Consider the following 16,954-nt stretch of genomic DNA (forward strand, 5'->3'; position numbering starts at 1 on the left):
CGACAGGGTAGCTCGCGTGGATCCCGCCGTCCCTCGTCAGCCCGACGCGAGTGCGTCCAGGCACGCCCGCAGCCCGTCGCGCCAGTGCGGCAGCACGGGTGCGTGCGGACGCTCGCTGCGCAGCACCGAGTACGCGGGCCGGGGCGCCGGACGGCCCAGCTCGGCGGTCGTGATCCTCCGGACGCGACAGGCGAGGCCCGCCTCGGCGAAGATCGCCTCGGCGAACTCCGCCCAGGTGCACTCGCCGCCCGCTGCGAGGTGCCAGACGCCGTAGGGCGCGGCGCCGTCGACGAGCGCATGCGTCGCCGCGGCGAGATGGGCGACGTAGGTCGGACAGCCTCGCTGGTCGTCGACGACCGCGACCTCCTCGCGCTCGGCGCCGAGGCGCAGCATCGTGCGCACGAAGTTGTGCCCCGTCGCACCGAAGAGCCACGATGCCCGGACGATCCACGCGCGCTCGCCGGCCGCCGCCTCGCCGTGGAGCTTCGTCCGCCCGTACGCCGAGCGTGGATGCGGCGCGTCCGACTCGACGTACGGGGACGCCTTCGTCCCGTCGAACACGTAGTCGGTCGAGAACACGACGAGCGGGGCACCGAGCGCGGCGACGTTCGCGACCCCGCCGACGTTGACCGCGGCCGCCGCCTGCGGGTCGTCCTCGGCGCCGTCGACGTCCGTCCACGCGGCTGCGTGGAGCACGAGCTCGGGGCGCTCGAGGTCCGGCGGGGCGGGCAGCGTGACGTCCCAGCGGGCGCGCGTGAGAGCGACGACGTCGTCGCCGGCGAACGCCGCCGTGAGCGCCGTGCCGAGCTGGCCGGCGGCCCCGGTGATCAGGACGCGGCGGCGTCCCTCGCGGAGAGGATCGGTGTCGTCGTGCTCCACAGGTGCCGAACCCGTGGGTCGTCCCACGGGATCCCGTGCTCGTCGGGGTCGGAGGCGTCGTACTCCTCGGTCACGTGGTAACAGAAGAGCAGGTCGGTCAGCGCCTCGAAGCCGTGTGCGTGGCGCCCGGGGATGTAGACGGCGACCGGGTTGTCGTCCCCGATGTCCTCGCAGAAGACCTCGCCGCTCGCGCGGTCGAGCACGACGACCCGCGCGGTGCCCGAGAGGCAGGCGAACAGGTCGTCCTGTCCGCGCTCGTGGTAGTGCAGGCCCCGGATCACGCCGCGCCGCGAGAACGAGACGTTGGTCTGGACGGTTCGGCGGGGCAGCGTGCTCTCCCGGCGGAGCTCCTGGAACCACCCGCGCTCGTCGGCGACGCGCACGAGGGGGATGCGGAGCACGCCCTCGACCACGTCAGCGGTTGACACCCGTCTCCTCGACGCGCCGGCCGATCTCCGCGAGGTGCTCCCAGTGCTTGCCGGCGTCCTCCCACCAGCCGTCGACCTGGACGACGTCGAGGCGACCCTCGTGCGCGTAGTGGCGGTTGACGTCCGTGATCTCCAGCTCCCCCCGCGCCGACGGCTCGAGCCGGTCGATCACGTCGAACACGTCCGGCGGGTAGCAGTAGAGGCCGACCACCGCGTGGCTCGTCGGCGGCGACGCGTACCGCGTGTCGACGACGCCGGCCTTCTCGACGATGTCGGCGACCCGCCCGTCGTCGCCGTAGACGACCACCCCGAACTGCTCCGGGTCGGGGACGTCCTTCACGAACACGAGCGCACCGTCGTCGCGGGCCCCCCACGCGGCGATCTCGGCCGCGTGGGCGTGCTCGAAGATGTTGTCGCCGAGGACGACGACGAGCTTCTCGTCACGCGCGAACTCCCGGGCCATGCCGACGACCTGCGCGATCCCACCGGGGCGGGTCTGCACCTTGTAGGTGAGGTCGAGGTCGAGCAGCGGCTCGTCGGAGCCGCGCGCGGTGAGGTGGCCGTCCCCGAGCAGGTCGATCATCTGGCCCGCGTGCCCCTTGCCCGTGACGACGAGCACCTCCCGCACGCCCGCGCGCTGCAGCAGCTGGAGCGGGTAGTAGATCATCGGCCACCGGCCCACCGGCAGCAGGTGCTTGTTCGCGACCCGGGTCAGCTCGCCGAGGCGGGTCGCCTCTCCTCCGGCGCAGACGAGTCCTCGCATCGCCGACGGATGCTACTCGGCCGGCCAGGCAGGCACGGGCGTGGGCTGCTGTGCCACGGTGAGCGACAGCCACTCCAGCGTCCGGAACGAGAGCTCGACGGCCGGGCCGATCCCCAGCGCGAACGCGATCGTCCCGACGCCCACCTTGCCGCCGAGAGCGAAGCCCACGATCGTGACCGCCAGTTCGAGCGCGGCCCGGACGACGCCGATCCGGACGTGGCTGCGCCGCGCGAGGACGAGCATCAGGGAGTCGCGGGGGCCGGCGCCCATTCCCGCCCCGATGTAGAGGCCGGAGCCGACGCCGATCACGAGGATGCCGCCGCCGAGCGCGACGGCACGCACCGGGAGCGCGCTCGCCGCGACGCCGTGCGCGACGTCGAGCCGGAGCAGGAGGTCGACGAAGAGCCCGATCAGGATCGCGTTCGCGACCGTCCCCGGGCCGATCCGGGCGCCGAGCAGCCAGGCGACCACGAGGACGACGAGGGCGACGGCGACGTTCGCGATGCCGAACGAGAGCGGCGTGTTGCGGCTGATCCCCTGGTTGAGGACGTCCCACGGAGGCAGGCCGAGCCGGGACTCGAGGATGAGCACGATCCCGAGGGCGAAGACGAACAGCCCGAAGCCGAGCGACACGGCGCGGACGACGACGCCCCCGCGGAGGACGGGCGCGGCGATCATCGGCGGAGCGCTGTCGTCGGCACACGGGTCATCTCCCCGTCTCCCGCGGCGCCGCGCGCCCGTCGAGCGGTGACGGCGCCACGCGGATCACGCGGGCGACGCCCTCCGGCAGCCACCAGTTCCAGCGCCCGAACAGGGTCATCGCGCTCGGGACGAGCAGCGCGCGGACGATCGTGACGTCGATCAGGATCGCCGCCGCGAGCGCGAACCCGAACTGCTGCAGGCCGAGGATCGACCCGGCGACGAGCCCCATGAAGGCGGCGAACATGATCAGGCCCGCCGAGGTCACGAGGCGGCCGGTCTTCGTGAGCCCGAGGACGACCGCCTCCTCGTTCGTGTGGCCCTCGTCCCACGCCTCCCGCATCCGGCTGACGAGGAAGACCTCGTAGTCCATCGACAGCCCGAACAGCATCGCGAACACCAACACCGGGATCCAGCCCTCGACCTGGTCGTAGGCGAGCAGTCCGAACGGCTCCCCCGCTCCCCACTTGAACACCACGACCGTCAGCCCGTACGCCGCCCCGATCGCGAGCAGGTTGAGCACGATCGCCTTGAGGGGGAGCAGCAGCGAGCGGAAGGCCCGCACCAGGAGGACGTAGCTCGCGGCGAGCACCGCGAGCACGAGCCACGGGAACCAGCCGTACGTGATGTCCAGGAAGTCGCTGCCGCCCGGCGGCCCACCGCCCGCATACACCGCCACGCCCGCTGGGAATGCGGCGGCCGGAACGATCTCACCGCGGAGCCGATCGACGAACTCGAGGCTCGCGGGAGTGCCGTAGTCCTCCGCTCCCACGACCTGCACGTTCAGGTAGCGGCCGGTGGCGTCCACGTGCTGCGGGCTCTCCGGATCGAAGTCGACGCGGGCCACCTGCTCGTCACGCCCGAGGCCGTCCTCGAGTCGCGCGAGGGCCGCCCCGACGCCCGGGTCGGTTGCCCCGTCGGGTCGTCCGGTGTCGATCACGATCGCCGTCGGGGCGGTCGCGCCAGCCCCGACCGCCTGGGTGAGGATCTCGCGTCCCTGCACGCTCTCCAGCTCCTCCGGCAGCCCGTAGTTGCTCCCGGGCCCGACCTCGAGGGCGAACACCGGCAGGGCCATCGCGATCAGGAGCGCCGACGCGCCGATCGCGAACGTCTTGGGATACGCCATGATGCCGCCCGCGAGTGACGCCCAGAAGCCCCGCTCGTGGTCGGCCCGGCGCCCGAGGAACGCCTTCGGGAGCAGACGGACGCGATCGAGAGACCGGCCGGTGAGGGAGAGCAGCGCCGGCAGGAAGGTGAGCGCAGCGACCACCGACACGGTCGGGATCAGGAGGCCGCCGACCCCGAACCCGCGCATGAACGGCAGCGGCATGAACAGGAGCAGCGCGAGCCCGATCGCCACGGCCGTGCCCGAGAAGACGACGGCCCGGCCAGCTGTCTGCATCGTCGTCACGATCGCGTCGTCACGGGCGGACCCGCTCCGCAGCTCCTCCCGGAAGCGGTAGACCATCAGCAGCGAGTAGTCGATCGCGATTCCGAGGCCGATCAGGCTGACGAGGTTCGTGATGTACGTCGTCAGCTCCATCGCGTTCGCGAAGACCCAGACGATCCCGAGGGTGGTCGGGATGGTCACGATCGCGAACGCGAACGGGAGCAGGAACGCGAGCGTCCCGAACGTCCAGACGAGCAGGATCAGCGCGACCGGCACCGCGATCATCAGCTCGCCCTTGCGGAGGTCCTCGTCGAACACGGGGTCGAGGTCGTGCTCGGTCGCCGCCTGGCCGGTGAGGAACGTCTCGGCGCCGTCGATCGTCCCGATCGCCGCACGCATCTCGCCCGTCCGCGTCTTCGCGTCCGCCGGGTCGAGATCGGACACGATCTGGGCCGCGACGACCGTGTCCGAAACGGGCTGCACGCTGGCGACGCGCCCGGTCGGCAACTGGGCGGCGGCGCGCTCCGCCGCCTCGGCGACCACCGGGACGAGGCTCTCCGCGTCGCCGTCGGTGCGGACGACGAGCGAGAACGATCCCGCCGAGCGCTGGCCGAAGTGGTCCTCGAGGATCGTCTCCGCACGCTGCGTGTCCGTGCCGGGGAGGGTGAACCGGTTCGTCAGCAGATCCGAGAGCTGCCACGCCGCGTAGGCCCCGACGGCGAAGACGACGAGCGAGGCCGCGAGCACCCACCAGCGCCTGCGCAGCACGAACCTCGTCCAGCGTTCCATCACGGTCTCCCTCGAGCCCCAGGCCCCGGGCGATCGTAACAACGCGCTATCACCCGGCGGCGCGCCGGAGCAGCGCGCCGGTCAGGCCGAGACGGAGCGGCGCGCGGCGCGGCGCTCGTCCTTGCGACGGCGCACCGCGGGGACGGCGCGCACGGCGGCGACCCATACGTACAGGAGCCCCGCGACGACCGCCGCGAAGGCGGCGAGGGCGCGTCGGAGTGCGAGCACGAGTGCATCCTAGTACGGCGGTCCAAGGCATACTGGTGAGGACGGATGCGAACGAGGAAAGGACGGCCGGAATGGCCAAGAAGAAGCAGGGCCCGAAGATCACGGACACCTTCGAGACGCTGAAGCCCTACATCGACCGGGCGCTCACGGACCCCGAGTTCCGGGCGGACGTGAAGGACGCCCTCGAGGCGGCGCGCGAGCTGTACGGGCCGCTCTCGCGGGCGAACGGCGACCTCTCCGCCACCGCCAAGCGCATGGCCACCGACAAGAAGGCGCAGAAGCAGGCGAAGCGCGCGCTCGAGGACCTGCAGCGGGCGAGCGCGACCCTCAAGGGCAAGAAGGCGAAGAAGAAGCGCCGCGGCCGCAAGATGCTGCTGCTGGCCGGCGTGATCGTCGGCGCCCTCTACAACCCCTGGACCGGCCCGCAGACGCGCGAGTGGCTGCTCGACCGGATCGCCGGGGACGACGACCTGCAGCCGCTCGTCGACACCGAGCTCGCCGAGGCCATGGCCGAGGCCGAGGAGGCAGCCGAGGAAGCAGCCGAGGAAGTCGCCTCGGAGAGCTAGCGGCCGGCCGGCGACTGCTGCTCGGCGACGACGGCGCGCCCGAGCGCGCCGGGGACGAGGCCGCTCCGGAGCGAGATGTCATCGGCCTCGAGCAGGACGGCGCCCGCGGGCGGGGCGACTCCTCGCACCTCCTCGCCGGGCAGATACCGGCGGCCGGCGGCGAACGAGACGTCGTCGGCTCGACGCCACGCGACGAGGAACGGGTAGGGGGCGACGACGCCGTTGTAGCCGAGCGAGAGCAGCTCGACGGGGTGGATCTCGAAGTGGAGGTGGACGATCCCCCCGTCGGCGTCCCCGGTGTTCCCCATGAACCCGAGCACGTCGCCCGCGCGCACGCGCGTGCCGTCCACCGCGAGCGGTGAGTACGCGGACAGGTGTGCGTAGTAGAACTCGTTCCCCTCGCGGTCGCGGAGCCAGAGGCGCCAGCCGCCGATCTCGTTCCAGCCGACGGAGAACACCGTCCCGTCGGCGACCGCGAGCAGCGGGGTGCCGAGGGGCCCGACGATGTCCTCCCCGTGGTGCCAGCTGCCCTCGACGTTGTACCGGGGCGCGCCGAAGGTGTCTCCGAACGACGCCGGGCCGAACACCGGGAACACGTAGCCGCCCCGCGACAGGCGGACCGTCACCGTGGGCGGCTGGCGGACGAGCTCCGGCGGCGCCCCCGGGATCGATGCGCCCGGCTCTCGCGGGCCCTTCGGGCGGGGTGGCGGCGGCGGCTTCTTCGGCTGGGGCTTCGGCGTCACCCGTGGGAGCGGAGAGGTCGCCGCGGCCACGGGCACCTTCACGAACGCCTCGGCGATGCCGACCGTGATTCGGGTGCCTGCGGGCAGGCCCGCGTGCTCGGCAGTGAGGGTGATCAGGAGACCCGTCACGGACGCGGACCCCGTCCGGGCCTCGTCGTCGACCGTGCTCGATGCCTCCGCGAGCACCTCCAGCGATCCCCAGTCGGCGAGGGGAAGGCGCCCGCGCACGTCCGATCCGATGGCCCGCCCGAGCACCTGGAGCCCGGATACGGTGCTCGGCGCGGTGCCCGCGCTCGCACCGGCAGCGCCGGCGGCGACGGTCGCCCGGAGCGTAAGCGTGTCGGCCGTGATCTCGCCGTCGAACAGCGTGATCCCCAGGAGGTCGAGGGCGGCCTGGGCGCTCGACGAGAGCCCCGGCTGGGCCGAGGTAGAGACGGAGGCGCTCCCGACGCGAACGACGGGAGCGTCGGCGGGAAGCGTGACCGAGCCCGCGTCCGTGGCGTTCGGCGGGGCGGCGAGCGCCTTCTCGACGACGACCGGCTCGCCCGGGACCTCGACCCGGGCCACGATCGCCGTCGACCGGGCCTCGGGAGGGTCGGACGCCCCGAGCGCCGCCCCGACGGCGATCGAGAGCGCGACGACCGCTAGCACCGCGAGTAGGCGTCTCACCGCTTCTCAGGGTAGCCGCGGGGAATGCGTCTCGAGCGCCAGGCGAGCTGCGCGGCGACGACGAGCAGCAGGATGCCGAAGAGCCGGCGCAGCAGCCCCTCGTCGAGGCGGGTCGCGATCTGCACCCCTACCTCGATGCCGGCGATCGACGCCACGCCGACGACGAGCGCCGCCCGCCATCGGAGGTTTCCGAAGCGCGCCTGCCGCCACACCCCGACGCCGGCGGTCGGCACGATGGCGAGGAGCGACGTCGCCGCCGCCTCCACCTGCCCGAGCCCGAGTGCGACGAGCGTGGGAACGAACAGGATGCCCCCGCCGACGCCGAACGTGCCGGAGAGCAGGCCGGCGGCCGCCCCGAGGCCCACGGCGAGCAGGATCGTCTGCGTGCTCATCCCGCGATCAGCCAGACGCCGATGCCCACGAGCAGTACCGCGAACGCGAGCGTCAGCGCCCGTCCCGAGATGCGCTGCTGGATCCCGGCACCCGCGAACGCGGCGACCGCGGCGGGCACCCCGACGAGCAGGGCGTAGTGGACACGCACCTCGCCCCGCGCCCCGTACGCCGCGACGCCCGCGAGAGCCGTGATCCCGATCGCGCCGAGCGAGGTCGCTGCCGCCTCGTGGGTCGACGCGTGGGCCAGGAGGATGAGCAGCGGCACGATCACGATGCCTCCGCCGACGCCGAAGAGCGCGCCGAAGACCCCGGCGACGACCCCGACGAGGATCAGTCGCGCCATGTGGAGCCCCGACCGTCTCGGACGCCGGTGGCCTGCGACGCGGCGGTGTCGGGGGTGCCGGCCATGGCCCGTATCGTATGGGGCCGCGAGGATCGTCCCCGCCGCACTCGCGGCGGTGACGTGTCGACGTCGCTCGCTACGAGGGAGTGACCGGCGCCGGCTCCGCGCTGGCCGCGAGCTCGTCCTGGCGCACGAAGACCGCGATCGCCACGACACCGACGGCAGCGGCCGCCGCGCCCACCCAGAAGGCCGCGGTGAACCCGTCCACGAGCGCCTGCGGCTCGCTCGCCCCCGTGTCGAGCGCACCCGTCGTCACGTTCGTGGCGATCGCGGAGAGGACGGCGATGCCGAGCGCGCCGCCGATCTGCTGGGAGGTGTTGATCAGCCCCGACGCGAGGCCGGCCTGCTCCTGGGTGACGCCGGCGACCGCCGCGATCGTCACGGGGACGAACACGAACGGCATGCCGAGGCCGATGATCAGGAACCCGGGGAAGAGGTCGGCCCAGTAGGACCCGCCGACGGACACCTGCGTGAAGGTCACGAGGCCGACGCCGAGGAGCGTCATCCCCGCGAGCAGGATCGGCTTCACGCCGACTCTGTTCACGAGCGCCGCCGCCACGTTCGCCCACAGGATCGAGGTTCCGGCGACGGCGAGGTATCCGACGCCGGTCTCGAGCGGTGACAGGCCGAGCACCTGCTGCATGTAGAGCGTGAGCAGCAGGAACATGGAGAACAGGATGAGCCCGAGGACGAACCCGGTGACGTTCGCGCCGAGGACGGTCCGGACGCGGAAGATCGACATCGGGACGAGCGGCTCCGCCCGGCCGCGCTCCCAGGCCAGGAACACGACGTGCAGGAGCGCCGAGGCCCCGAACGCGAGCCACGTCCTGGCCGACGTCCACCCCCACTCGTTCGCCTGCGTGATCCCGAGCACGAGCACGACGAGGGCCGCGGTGATCAGAACGGCGCCGGGGATGTCGAACGTCCTCGTGCGCAGGTCCCGGCTCTCCTGCACCCAGACGGGCGTGAGGACGAGGGCCGCGGCCCCGACGGGGACGTTCACGAAGAAGATCCACTCCCACGACAGGAGATCCGTGAGGATCCCGCCCATCAGCACGCCGGCGGCCGCACCGAACCCGCCGGTGGCGCCCCACACGCCGAGGGCGATGTTGCGCTCCCGCCCCTCGGCGAACGTCGCCGTCAGGATCGCGAGCGCGGCGGGCGAGAGCATCGCCGCGCCGAAGCCCTGGAGGGCGCGCGCCGCGATCAGGGACTCCTCCGACCAGGAGAGACCGGCGAGGAGTGAGGCGGCCGTGAAGACGGCGATCCCCGTGAAGAAGACACGCCGGCGCCCCAGGCGGTCGCCGAGACGGCCTCCGAGCAGCAGGAACCCGCCGAAGAAGAGCGCGTACGCGCTGATCACCCACTGCAGGTTCTCCTGCGAGAACCCGAGGTCGACCTGGATCGACGGCAGCGCGACGTTCACGATCGCGATGTCGAGCACGACCATGAACTGGACGACGCAGATCAGTGCCAGCGCGAGCCACTTCGTCTTCGCGGATGCGGTCATGGCGCTCCCTTCGGAGTCTCGGGGTCTCCCAGGCCTAACGTGGTCGAGCGCGATCGGATTCCCGGGGTCACGCGGGGTGGTCGCGGGCCTCGCGACGGAGGACGTCCCAGGCGCGCCGCACGTCGTCCTCCGTCGTACGGAAGTTCCCGATCGCGAGGCGGAGGACGTAGCTCCCGTCGAGCTGCGTGTGCGAGAGGAAGGCCTCCCCGGATGCGTTCACGCGGTCGAGCAGGAGCTCGTTGGCCGCGTCCGATCCCTCCCGCCGGAAGCAGACGAGGGAGAACGTCACGGGCGCGCACAACGTCCAGCCCGGCTCCGCCTCGACCCAGTCCGCGAACAGCCGTGCGAGCCGCATGTGCTCCCGGATGCGCTCCTGGAGCCCCGCCCGGCCGAAGCACCGCAGGACGGCCCAGAGCTTGAGCGCACGGAAGCGCCGGCCGAGGGGGATCGAGACCTCGCTGAGGCTCGTCGCCGCATCGGTCGTGCGCAGGTACTCGGGGACGAGGCTGAAGGTGCGGACGTAGTCCTCGGGCCGCCGGGTCCAGTGTGCGGAGCAGTCCATCGGCGTCGCGAGCCACTTGTGCGGGTTGACGACGAGCGAGTCTGCACGCTCCCAGCCCGCGAGCAGGCCCCGCAGCTCCGGGCAGACGGCGGCTGCCCCCGCATAGGCCGCGTCCACGTGGAGCCAGACGTCGTGTGCCGCACAGAGGTCGGCGAGGTCGTGCAGCGGGTCGACGGAGCCGCTCGACGTCGTCCCCGCCACCGCCACGACGGCGCAGGCGCCGTCGAGGTCGACGAGCTCCGGGCGCATCCGGAACGACGTGTCGACCGGCACCTTTCGCAGCTCGAGCTCGAGGATCCGACAGGCCTTGTCGACCGACGAGTGCGCGTGCTCCGAGCACACCACCGCGCGACGTCCCGGCGCGACGTGGCGGGCGACCGCGAGCGCCGTCAACGTGGCGGTGGAGGCGGTGTCCTCGAGATGTCCCGCGAAGCCCTCGGGAAGGCCGAGGAGCTGGCGGAGCCAGTCGAGCGTCAGCTCCTCGAGCTCCTGCAGGGCGGGTGAGGTGCGCCACAGGATGCCGACCTGGTTGAGCGACGCGGCGAGCAGCTCGGCGAGGATCCCCGGCTCGGAGGCGGTCGTCGCGATGTAGGCGAAGAACCGCGGGCTCTGCCAGTGCGTGAGCGCGGGCAAGAGCGTGCTCTCGAGGTCTGCGAGGACGGCGGCGAAGGGCTCCGGCTCGTCGGGCGGCACCGCGGGCAGCGACGCGCGCAGCTGGCCGGGCTCGACCGTCGCGAGGACGGGGAGCTCCCGGACCCGCTCGAGGTACGCAGCCGCCCACTCGAGGGCGGCCGCGCCGTCGTCCCGGAGCCCGGTCATCGCCGTATCTTGGCGATCTGCGCCCACGTGCGCGTGTTCAGCACCTGCTCGCGTGTGAGCCACGCCCGTCGCGCCTGCGCCACGCCGAGCTCCGCATAGGCGAGGGCGCCCGTCGAGTGCGCGTCGGTCGTCACGGGCACCGGCACGCCCGCCTCGCCCGCCAGCCGCGCATGCACGTCGCGGAGGTCGAGCCGGTCGGGCTGGGAGTTGATCTCGAGCGCCGTGCCCGTCTCGGCGGCCGCGGCGACGATGCGCTCGACGTCGACGGGCGCCCCCGCGGCGCGCTGGGGGCGCGACAGCCTCCGGCCCGTGAGATGCCCGATGCAGTCGACGTGCGGGTGCTCGATCGCGGCGAGGATCCGCTCCGTCGGGCTCCGGTCGAACGACGTGTGCAGCGAGGCGACGACCCAGTCCAGTGACGCGAGGTCGTCGTCCGGGACGTCGAGCGTCCCGTCGGCCCGGATGTTCGCCTCGATCCCCCGCAGGACGCGAAACGGCCGCAGGCGGGCGTCGACGTCCGCGATCTCCGCCCACTGCTCCTGCAGCCGTCCGTCGCGGAGGGCGTGCGAGTGGTCCGTGACGCAGAGGAACCGGTAGCCGCGCCGGCGGGCGGCGCGCGCCATCTCCTCGATCGTGTCCTTCCCGTCCGACGACCAGCTGGAGTGGCAGTGCAGCTCCCCGCGGAGGTCCGCGAGCTCGACGAGGGCGGGCAGGCGCCCCTCCCGGGCCGCTTCGAGCTCGCCGGCGCTCTCGCGGAGCTCCGGCGGGATGAACGCATACCCGAGGAAGGCGTAGAGCTCCTCCTCGGCCTCGAACGTGTGCGTCTCTCCCGTGTCGACGACCGTCACGCCGTACTCGGAGACGGACAGGCCGCGCCGCACGGCCTCCTCGCGCAGGGCGATGTTGTGCTCCTTCGAGCCGGTGAAGTGCTGGAGCAGGCTCCCGAAGCTCTCCGGCGGCACCACCCGCAGGTCGAGCCGCAGCCCCTGCTGCGTCGCGACCGTCGCCTTCGTGTCGCCGTGCGCGAGCACCTCGCTGACGCCGGGGAGCTCGACGAAGAACGCCGTCAGGGCCGCCGGGTCGGCCGCCGTCGCGATCACGTCGAGGTCGCGGAAGGTCTCGCGGCGCCGCCTGATGCTCCCGGCCTCGGAGACGCGGACGGCGGCCGGATGGGCGGCCAGCGCGGCGACGACCTCGCGGACCACCGGGAGGCCGCGGCCGAGGAGGCCGCGGGCCCGACGCTCGGCGGTCGGGTTCTCCTCGAGCGCGGCCAGGATCTTGCGCTCCGACGCCTCGCCCAGCCCCGAGAGCGCCCGCAGGCGCCCCTGCGCCGCCGCCTCGCGCAGGCCCGCCGTCGTCGTGATCCCGAGCTCCCGCCAGATCCTCGCGGCGGTCCGCGGGCCGACACCGGGGAGCTGCAGGAACGACGGGACGTCGTCCGGCACCTCCGCCCGCCGCTTCGCGAGCGCGGCGATCTCCCCCTCCTCGACCGCCTCCACGATCTTCGCCTCGATCGTGCGGCCGATCCCGGGAAGCTCCTTGGCCTCCCCGTCGAGCGCGAGCTGCGCCACCGAGACCGCGGTCTCCCGCAGTCGGGCGGCGGCCGTCCGGTACGCGCGCACACGGAAGCCGTCCTCGCCGAGGATCTCCGAGAGGTCGGCGAGAAGCTCGAGCTGGGCCGCGAGCGCCTCGTTGGAAGGGAGCGCCGGCGCCACTCCGCGATCATAGGCGCGGTCCTGCAGGCCGGTCGGCCGGGCGCTCGGGCACGATTGCCGGGTGACGCGCGCGGTCGTCTGTCTGCCCACCTACAACGAGCGCGAGAACCTCGAGCCGATGGTGCGGGCCCTCGGCGAGGTGCTCGACCCGTCACGCGACCGCGTGCTCGTGATCGACGACGACTCGCCCGACGGCACGGGCGTGGTGGCGGACGCGCTCGCCGGTGAGCTGCCATGGGTCGACGTCCTGCACCGCGCCCACAAGGAGGGCCTCGGCCCCGCGTACCTCGCCGGGTTCCGCCACGCGCTCGAGAGCGACGCCGGGCTCGTGCTCGAGGTCGACTGCGACTTCTCGCACGATCCCGCCGACGTCCCCCGACTGATCGCGGCCTGCGAGGAGGGTGCCGACCTCGCCCTCGGCTCGCGCTACGTGCCCGGCGGTGCCACCGTCAACTGGGGCCTCGTCCGGCGCGCCGTCTCGAAGGGCGGCTCCCTGTACGCGCGGGTGATCCTGGGCGTGCCGATCCGGGATCTCACCGGAGGGTTCAAGTGCTTCCGCCGCGACGTCCTCGAGCAGATCGACCTCGAGGACGTGACCGCCAAGGGGTACGCCTTCCAGATCGAGCTCACCTACCGTGCGCTGCTGGCAGGGTTCACGGTCGTCGAGCTCCCGATCCGATTCGTCGACCGCGTCGTCGGTGGGTCGAAGATGAGCCGCGCGATCGTGATCGAGGCCGTCTGGCGGGTGCCGCTGCTCCGGCTCCGGGCGCTGCGCGGCTCGCTGTAGGGCCCGCGCGAGAGCGCCCGCGCCGCGGCCGCGCGCCTGGCGCCTCGTCTAGCCTGTCCTCGTGGGGTTCCTCGACGTCACCGACACCACGTTCCCCGGCGCCGTGCTCGACAGCGAGGTTCCGGTGATCGCGCACTTCACCGCCCCCGGATGCCGGCCGTGCAAGGCGATCGAGCCGCACCTCGTGGCGATCGCCGACGACTACGGCGACCGCGTCCGCCTCGTGCGGGTCGACATCGACGCCAACCTCGACACGCCGGGCCGCTACGGCGTGCTGTCGATCCCGACCGTGATCCTCTTCGCCGCCGGCGAGCCGCGGGAGACCCTCGTCGGCGCCCACCCCCGGACGCGCTACGAGAACGCGTTCGCCTCCCACCTCGGCCGACATGACGCCGGGCACTGACCGGGTCGCCGGGTCCCTGCTCGCCGCGATCGCGGAGCGCGACTACGACGCAATCGCAGCGTGCTTCACGGCGGACGCGCGCTTCCTCGCCCTCACCCCGAAGCCGCAGCTCCGTGAGCACACGGGGCCAGCCGAGGTCGTCGACCGCTATCGGCGGTGGCTCGACGCCCTCGACCCGTTCGCGGTGACGGCGTCCGACTGGGAGCAGATCGCCGATCGCATCCGAATCCGCTATCGCTTCCGCGGGCGCGACCCCGAGCGGGGGTGGCAGGAGAACGAGCACACGGCGTACGTCCGCCTCGACCGGGACGGCAGGATCGCGCTCCTCACCCTGTCGTGCGCCGGCTTCCGGCCGATCGCAGAGCCGGTGTGACGCCCCGGCACTCGCCGTGGGACGCGCTCCTCGAGGGGGAGGAGGTCGTCCACCGGTCGGTGGAGCGGGCCCGGCGGGCGCATGGCGAGCCGGTTCCGTCGGGCCTCGACTCGCGCGCCGCCGCGGCCCTCGCGCGCAGGGGGATCGCGGCCCTCTACACGCACCAGCTCGATGCGTGGGAGGCGCTCCACCGGGGAGAGGACGTGATCGTGACCACCGGCACCGCGTCCGGGAAGTCGCTCGCCTACGCACTGCCGATCCTCGACGCCGTCGCCCGCGACCGGTCGGCGAGGGCGCTCTACGTCGCCCCGACGAAGGCGCTCGCCCGTGACCAGGCGCGCGCGTTCGCCGCGTACGGGTTGCCGGGGCTCCGGGTCACGACCTACGACGGGGACACCGCCCTCGACGAGCGCGCACGGGTGCGCCGCGAGGGGAACGTGATCCTCACGAACCCCGACATGCTGCACGTCGGGATCCTGCCGCGGCACGATCGGTGGGGTGACGTGCTCCACAACCTGCGCCTCGTCGTCGTCGACGAGGCGCACGTCTACCGGGGCGTGTTCGGGGCGCACGTCGCGAACGTCCTGCGCCGGCTCCGTCGCCTGGCGGCCGCCTACGACGCCGATCCCCGCTTCGTGCTCGCCTCCGCCACGATCGCGAACCCCGGGGAGCTCGCGGAGGCGCTCACCGGGCGTCCGGCGACGGTGATCGACACGGACACCTCGCCGCAGGCGGAGCGCGACGTCGTGATCTGGAACCCACCCCTCCTCGACCCGGTACTCGGCACGCGTGCGAGCGCGCTGGCCGAGGCGTCGCGCCTGCTCGCCGGGCTCGTCTCCCGGGGGCTGCGGACGATCTGCTTCACGAAGAGCCGACGGGCGGCAGAGCTCGTGCACCGGTTCACGTCGGAGCGTGTCGACCGTGAGCTCGCCGGCCGGCTCGCCCCGTACCGCTCGGGCTACACCCCCGAGCAGCGCCGGGAGATCGAGCGGCGCCTCGTCGACGGGGAGCTGCTCGGCGTGACGGCGACGGAGGCGCTCGAGCTCGGGATCGACATCGGGCTCCTCGACTGCGCCGTCTCGGTCGGGTTTCCGGGGACCGTCGCGTCGCTGCGCCAGCAGTGGGGTCGCGCCGGTCGCGCCGGGCACGGACTCGCGGTGCTGATCACCGGCGAGGACGCCCTCGACCAGTTCTTCGCGCGCGAGCCGGAGGCGTTGCTCGACCGGGTCGTCGAGGCGGCGATCGTCGACCATGCGAACCCTCGGATCCTCGACGCCCACGTCCTGGCGGCCGCATTCGAGGGCCCGATCCGGGCCGAGGACGCGGCGACGCTGGGCCCGGCGGCCGTCTCCCGCGCCGCGGTCCTCCCCGAGCTCGAGCACACGCGCGCGGGCGCGGTCTGGAAGGGGCGCGACTACCCCGCGGCACGGATCTCCCTGCGCTCGGGCGACACGGAGTCGTACGTCGTCGTCGATGCCGCGAGCGGCGCCGTGCTCGGTCTCGTCGAGCGCGAGCGCGCGTACTCGACCGTGCACGAGGGCGCGGTGTACCTCCACCTGGGCGCGCAGTACGTCGTCCGTTCGCTCGACCACCGGCTCCGCACCGCCCTCGTCGAGCAGGTCGACGTCGACTGGTACACGCAGGCGAAGCGCGATTCCGAGACCGTCGTCCAGGCCGAGCTGTCGCAGTCGCGCTCGTCGGGGGTGGACCTCCGCTTCGGCCGCATCGTCGTCACGGAGCAGGTCGTCGCGTACCACCGGAAGGCGATCGCCGACGGCGCGACGATCGAGGTCGTCCCGTTGGTGCTGCCGGAGACGACCTTCGAGACGGAGGCGATCTGGTTCTCCCCCGACGACGCGCTCCTCGACGGGCTCGACCGGATGCCGGCGCTCCTCGGCGCGCTCCACGCGGCGGAGCATGCCCTCATCTCCCTGCTGCCGCTCTGGGCGATGTGCGACCGCTGGGACCTCGGAGGGCTCTCGACGAACCTCCACCCGGAGACGGGGCGGCCCACGATCTTCGTCTACGACGGGCACGCGGGCGGCGCCGGGCTCGCCGAGCGCGGTTTCGGACGTTTCGACGGCTGGGTCGCCGACACGGCCCGCCTGGTCGCCGGATGCCCGTGCCGGGACGGGTGCCCGTCGTGCGTGCAGAGCCCGAAGTGCGGCAACCTCAACGAGTTCCTCGACAAGGCCGCCGCCGCCCGACTGCTCGAGCGCATGCGCGCAGCGGCGTGACGCCCTCCAGCGGCCACGCCGCCGGCACGTCCCGGGCACGCCACCCGCCCGGGCCGCAGATCGCCCGGCGCTGCCGAGCGGGCGGCGGCTAGCGCGTCGGCGCCAGGCCGGCGAGCGCGAGCTCCACGGCCTCCGCCGGCGTCGCCGCCCGCGGGACGTCGTCGACGGAGGGCCCTCCGGCCAGGATCACGACCGGGCGCCCGAGCCGCATCGCGAAGCCGATCTCGGTCAGCGTGCCCCAGCTCCCGCCGACGGCGATCACCGCATCGGCCGACGCGGCCACAGCGAGGTTTCGGGCGTGGCCGACCCCCGTCGCGACGACGTGGTCCGCCCACGGGTTCGCGTCCGCGCGTCGCTCGCCCGGGAGGACGGCGATCGTCGTGCCGCCGGCCGCCTTCGCCCCACGATGGGCAGCCGCCATCACCTCGTCGGTGCCGCCCGTGAGGACGACACATCCGCGCTCGGCGAGGAGGCGGCCGACCTCCTCCGCCGCAGGCTCGTGCTCGACTCCGGATCCGATCACCGATACCTGCACGGCCACGCCCGTGGATGGTACGGCTCGCGGGCACGTCGCCGCGTGCACACCCCGCACCCGCGG

General features: G+C 73.2%; 18 protein-coding genes. 5 read left to right on the plus strand and 13 right to left on the minus strand.

The window, feature by feature from the left end; all coding sequences use genetic code 11:
• Positions 1–36 precede the first annotated feature (36 nt).
• The 6 genes from rfbD to AC162C_RS04380 all read right to left on the minus strand — a co-directional run bounded on the left by rfbD (position 37) and on the right by AC162C_RS04380 (position 5,176).
• Positions 37–879: a dTDP-4-dehydrorhamnose reductase gene (gene rfbD / locus AC162C_RS04355; RefSeq protein WP_484096480.1), complete on the minus strand. Its 843-nt coding sequence runs from the start codon at positions 877–879 to the stop codon at positions 37–39.
• Complete coding sequence (locus AC162C_RS04360) at positions 828–1,307, minus strand: dTDP-4-dehydrorhamnose 3,5-epimerase family protein (RefSeq protein WP_462972330.1); 480 nt, start codon at positions 1,305–1,307, stop codon at positions 828–830. Before AC162C_RS04360 ends, rfbD begins: the two co-directional genes overlap by 52 nt.
• Positions 1,294–2,070 (minus strand): sugar phosphate nucleotidyltransferase, encoded by a 777-nt coding sequence (locus AC162C_RS04365; RefSeq protein WP_484096481.1) that lies wholly within the window; start codon positions 2,068–2,070, stop codon positions 1,294–1,296. The genes AC162C_RS04360 and AC162C_RS04365 overlap by 14 nt, the downstream gene beginning before the upstream one ends.
• Before the next feature lie 12 nt (positions 2,071–2,082).
• On the minus strand, positions 2,083–2,748 hold the full coding sequence (locus tag AC162C_RS04370; protein ID WP_484096482.1) for a YczE/YyaS/YitT family protein: 666 nt from the start codon (positions 2,746–2,748) through the stop codon (positions 2,083–2,085).
• Positions 2,749–2,776: 28 nt separating this feature from the next.
• A complete protein-coding gene (locus AC162C_RS04375; protein WP_484096483.1) occupies positions 2,777–4,948 on the minus strand; it encodes an MMPL family transporter in 2,172 nt (723 codons plus the stop codon).
• A gap of 81 nt (positions 4,949–5,029) precedes the next feature.
• The gene (locus tag AC162C_RS04380; protein WP_462972334.1) at positions 5,030–5,176 is read right to left on the minus strand and encodes a hypothetical protein; all 147 of its coding nucleotides are present in this window, start codon (positions 5,174–5,176) and stop codon (positions 5,030–5,032) included.
• A gap of 71 nt (positions 5,177–5,247) precedes the next feature.
• Here AC162C_RS04380 and AC162C_RS04385 point away from each other — a divergent pair, with 71 nt between their 5' ends.
• Positions 5,248–5,742, plus strand: coding sequence for a hypothetical protein (locus AC162C_RS04385; RefSeq protein ID WP_484096484.1), 495 nt, complete (start codon positions 5,248–5,250; stop codon positions 5,740–5,742).
• On the opposite strand, the gene AC162C_RS04390 is transcribed toward AC162C_RS04385, so the two are convergent.
• From AC162C_RS04390 to polX, 6 genes are all read right to left on the minus strand, one after another.
• Positions 5,739–7,154 carry a choice-of-anchor P family protein gene (locus AC162C_RS04390; RefSeq protein WP_484096485.1) on the minus strand — a complete coding sequence of 472 codons (1,416 nt, stop codon included), beginning with the start codon at positions 7,152–7,154 and terminating at the stop codon, positions 5,739–5,741. The two genes, AC162C_RS04385 and AC162C_RS04390, sit on opposite strands and share 4 nt — an antisense overlap.
• Positions 7,151–7,546 carry a sulfite exporter TauE/SafE family protein gene (locus AC162C_RS04395; RefSeq protein WP_484096486.1) on the minus strand — a complete coding sequence of 132 codons (396 nt, stop codon included), beginning with the start codon at positions 7,544–7,546 and terminating at the stop codon, positions 7,151–7,153. The genes AC162C_RS04390 and AC162C_RS04395 overlap by 4 nt, the downstream gene beginning before the upstream one ends.
• Entirely contained in the window at positions 7,543–8,106 is a 564-nt protein-coding gene (locus AC162C_RS04400; protein ID WP_484096487.1) for a sulfite exporter TauE/SafE family protein, read from the minus strand. The genes AC162C_RS04395 and AC162C_RS04400 overlap by 4 nt, the downstream gene beginning before the upstream one ends.
• Positions 8,027–9,460 carry a DHA2 family efflux MFS transporter permease subunit gene (locus AC162C_RS04405; RefSeq protein WP_484096488.1) on the minus strand — a complete coding sequence of 478 codons (1,434 nt, stop codon included), beginning with the start codon at positions 9,458–9,460 and terminating at the stop codon, positions 8,027–8,029. Before AC162C_RS04405 ends, AC162C_RS04400 begins: the two co-directional genes overlap by 80 nt.
• Before the next feature lie 67 nt (positions 9,461–9,527).
• A complete protein-coding gene (locus AC162C_RS04410) occupies positions 9,528–10,841 on the minus strand; it encodes a pyridoxal phosphate-dependent decarboxylase family protein (protein ID WP_484096489.1) in 1,314 nt (437 codons plus the stop codon).
• Positions 10,838–12,556, minus strand: coding sequence for a DNA polymerase/3'-5' exonuclease PolX (gene polX / locus AC162C_RS04415; protein WP_484096490.1), 1,719 nt, complete (start codon positions 12,554–12,556; stop codon positions 10,838–10,840). The genes AC162C_RS04410 and polX overlap by 4 nt, the downstream gene beginning before the upstream one ends.
• Positions 12,557–12,617: 61 nt before the next feature.
• Here polX and AC162C_RS04420 point away from each other — a divergent pair, with 61 nt between their 5' ends.
• The 4 genes from AC162C_RS04420 (at position 12,618) to AC162C_RS04435 (ending at position 16,356) form a co-directional block, all read left to right on the plus strand.
• Complete coding sequence (locus AC162C_RS04420) at positions 12,618–13,343, plus strand: polyprenol monophosphomannose synthase (protein WP_484096491.1); 726 nt, start codon at positions 12,618–12,620, stop codon at positions 13,341–13,343.
• Positions 13,344–13,404: 61 nt separating this feature from the next.
• Positions 13,405–13,746, plus strand: coding sequence for a thioredoxin family protein (locus AC162C_RS04425; RefSeq protein WP_484096492.1), 342 nt, complete (start codon positions 13,405–13,407; stop codon positions 13,744–13,746).
• Entirely contained in the window at positions 13,730–14,119 is a 390-nt protein-coding gene (locus AC162C_RS04430) for a nuclear transport factor 2 family protein (protein ID WP_484096493.1), read from the plus strand. The genes AC162C_RS04425 and AC162C_RS04430 overlap by 17 nt, the downstream gene beginning before the upstream one ends.
• Positions 14,116–16,356, plus strand: a complete 2,241-nt coding sequence (locus AC162C_RS04435) for a DEAD/DEAH box helicase (RefSeq protein WP_484096494.1) — start codon at positions 14,116–14,118, stop codon at positions 16,354–16,356. Before AC162C_RS04430 ends, AC162C_RS04435 begins: the two co-directional genes overlap by 4 nt.
• An 88-nt stretch (positions 16,357–16,444) precedes the next feature.
• On the opposite strand, the gene AC162C_RS04440 is transcribed toward AC162C_RS04435, so the two are convergent.
• Positions 16,445–16,897 carry a TIGR00725 family protein gene (locus tag AC162C_RS04440; protein ID WP_484096495.1) on the minus strand — a complete coding sequence of 151 codons (453 nt, stop codon included), beginning with the start codon at positions 16,895–16,897 and terminating at the stop codon, positions 16,445–16,447.
• Positions 16,898–16,954 lie beyond the last annotated feature (57 nt).

The organism is Gaiella sp., from assembly GCF_057140465.1.

What these genes read in the sequence shown, in the direction of transcription:
- AC162C_RS04410 (WP_484096489.1), bottom strand. Translation starts at nt 10,841, where the DNA reads ATGACCGGGCTCCGGGACGACGGCGCGGCCGCCCTCGAGTGGGCGGCT.
- AC162C_RS04430 (WP_484096493.1), top strand. Translation starts at nt 13,730, where the DNA reads ATGACGCCGGGCACTGACCGGGTCGCCGGGTCCCTGCTCGCCGCGATC.
- AC162C_RS04375 (WP_484096483.1), bottom strand. Translation starts at nt 4,948, where the DNA reads ATGGAACGCTGGACGAGGTTCGTGCTGCGCAGGCGCTGGTGGGTGCTC.
- AC162C_RS04370 (WP_484096482.1), bottom strand. Translation starts at nt 2,748, where the DNA reads ATGATCGCCGCGCCCGTCCTCCGCGGGGGCGTCGTCGTCCGCGCCGTG.
- AC162C_RS04405 (WP_484096488.1), bottom strand. Translation starts at nt 9,460, where the DNA reads ATGACCGCATCCGCGAAGACGAAGTGGCTCGCGCTGGCACTGATCTGC.
- AC162C_RS04365 (WP_484096481.1), bottom strand. Translation starts at nt 2,070, where the DNA reads ATGCGAGGACTCGTCTGCGCCGGAGGAGAGGCGACCCGCCTCGGCGAG.
- AC162C_RS04395 (WP_484096486.1), bottom strand. Translation starts at nt 7,546, where the DNA reads ATGAGCACGCAGACGATCCTGCTCGCCGTGGGCCTCGGGGCGGCCGCC.
- AC162C_RS04385 (WP_484096484.1), top strand. Translation starts at nt 5,248, where the DNA reads ATGGCCAAGAAGAAGCAGGGCCCGAAGATCACGGACACCTTCGAGACG.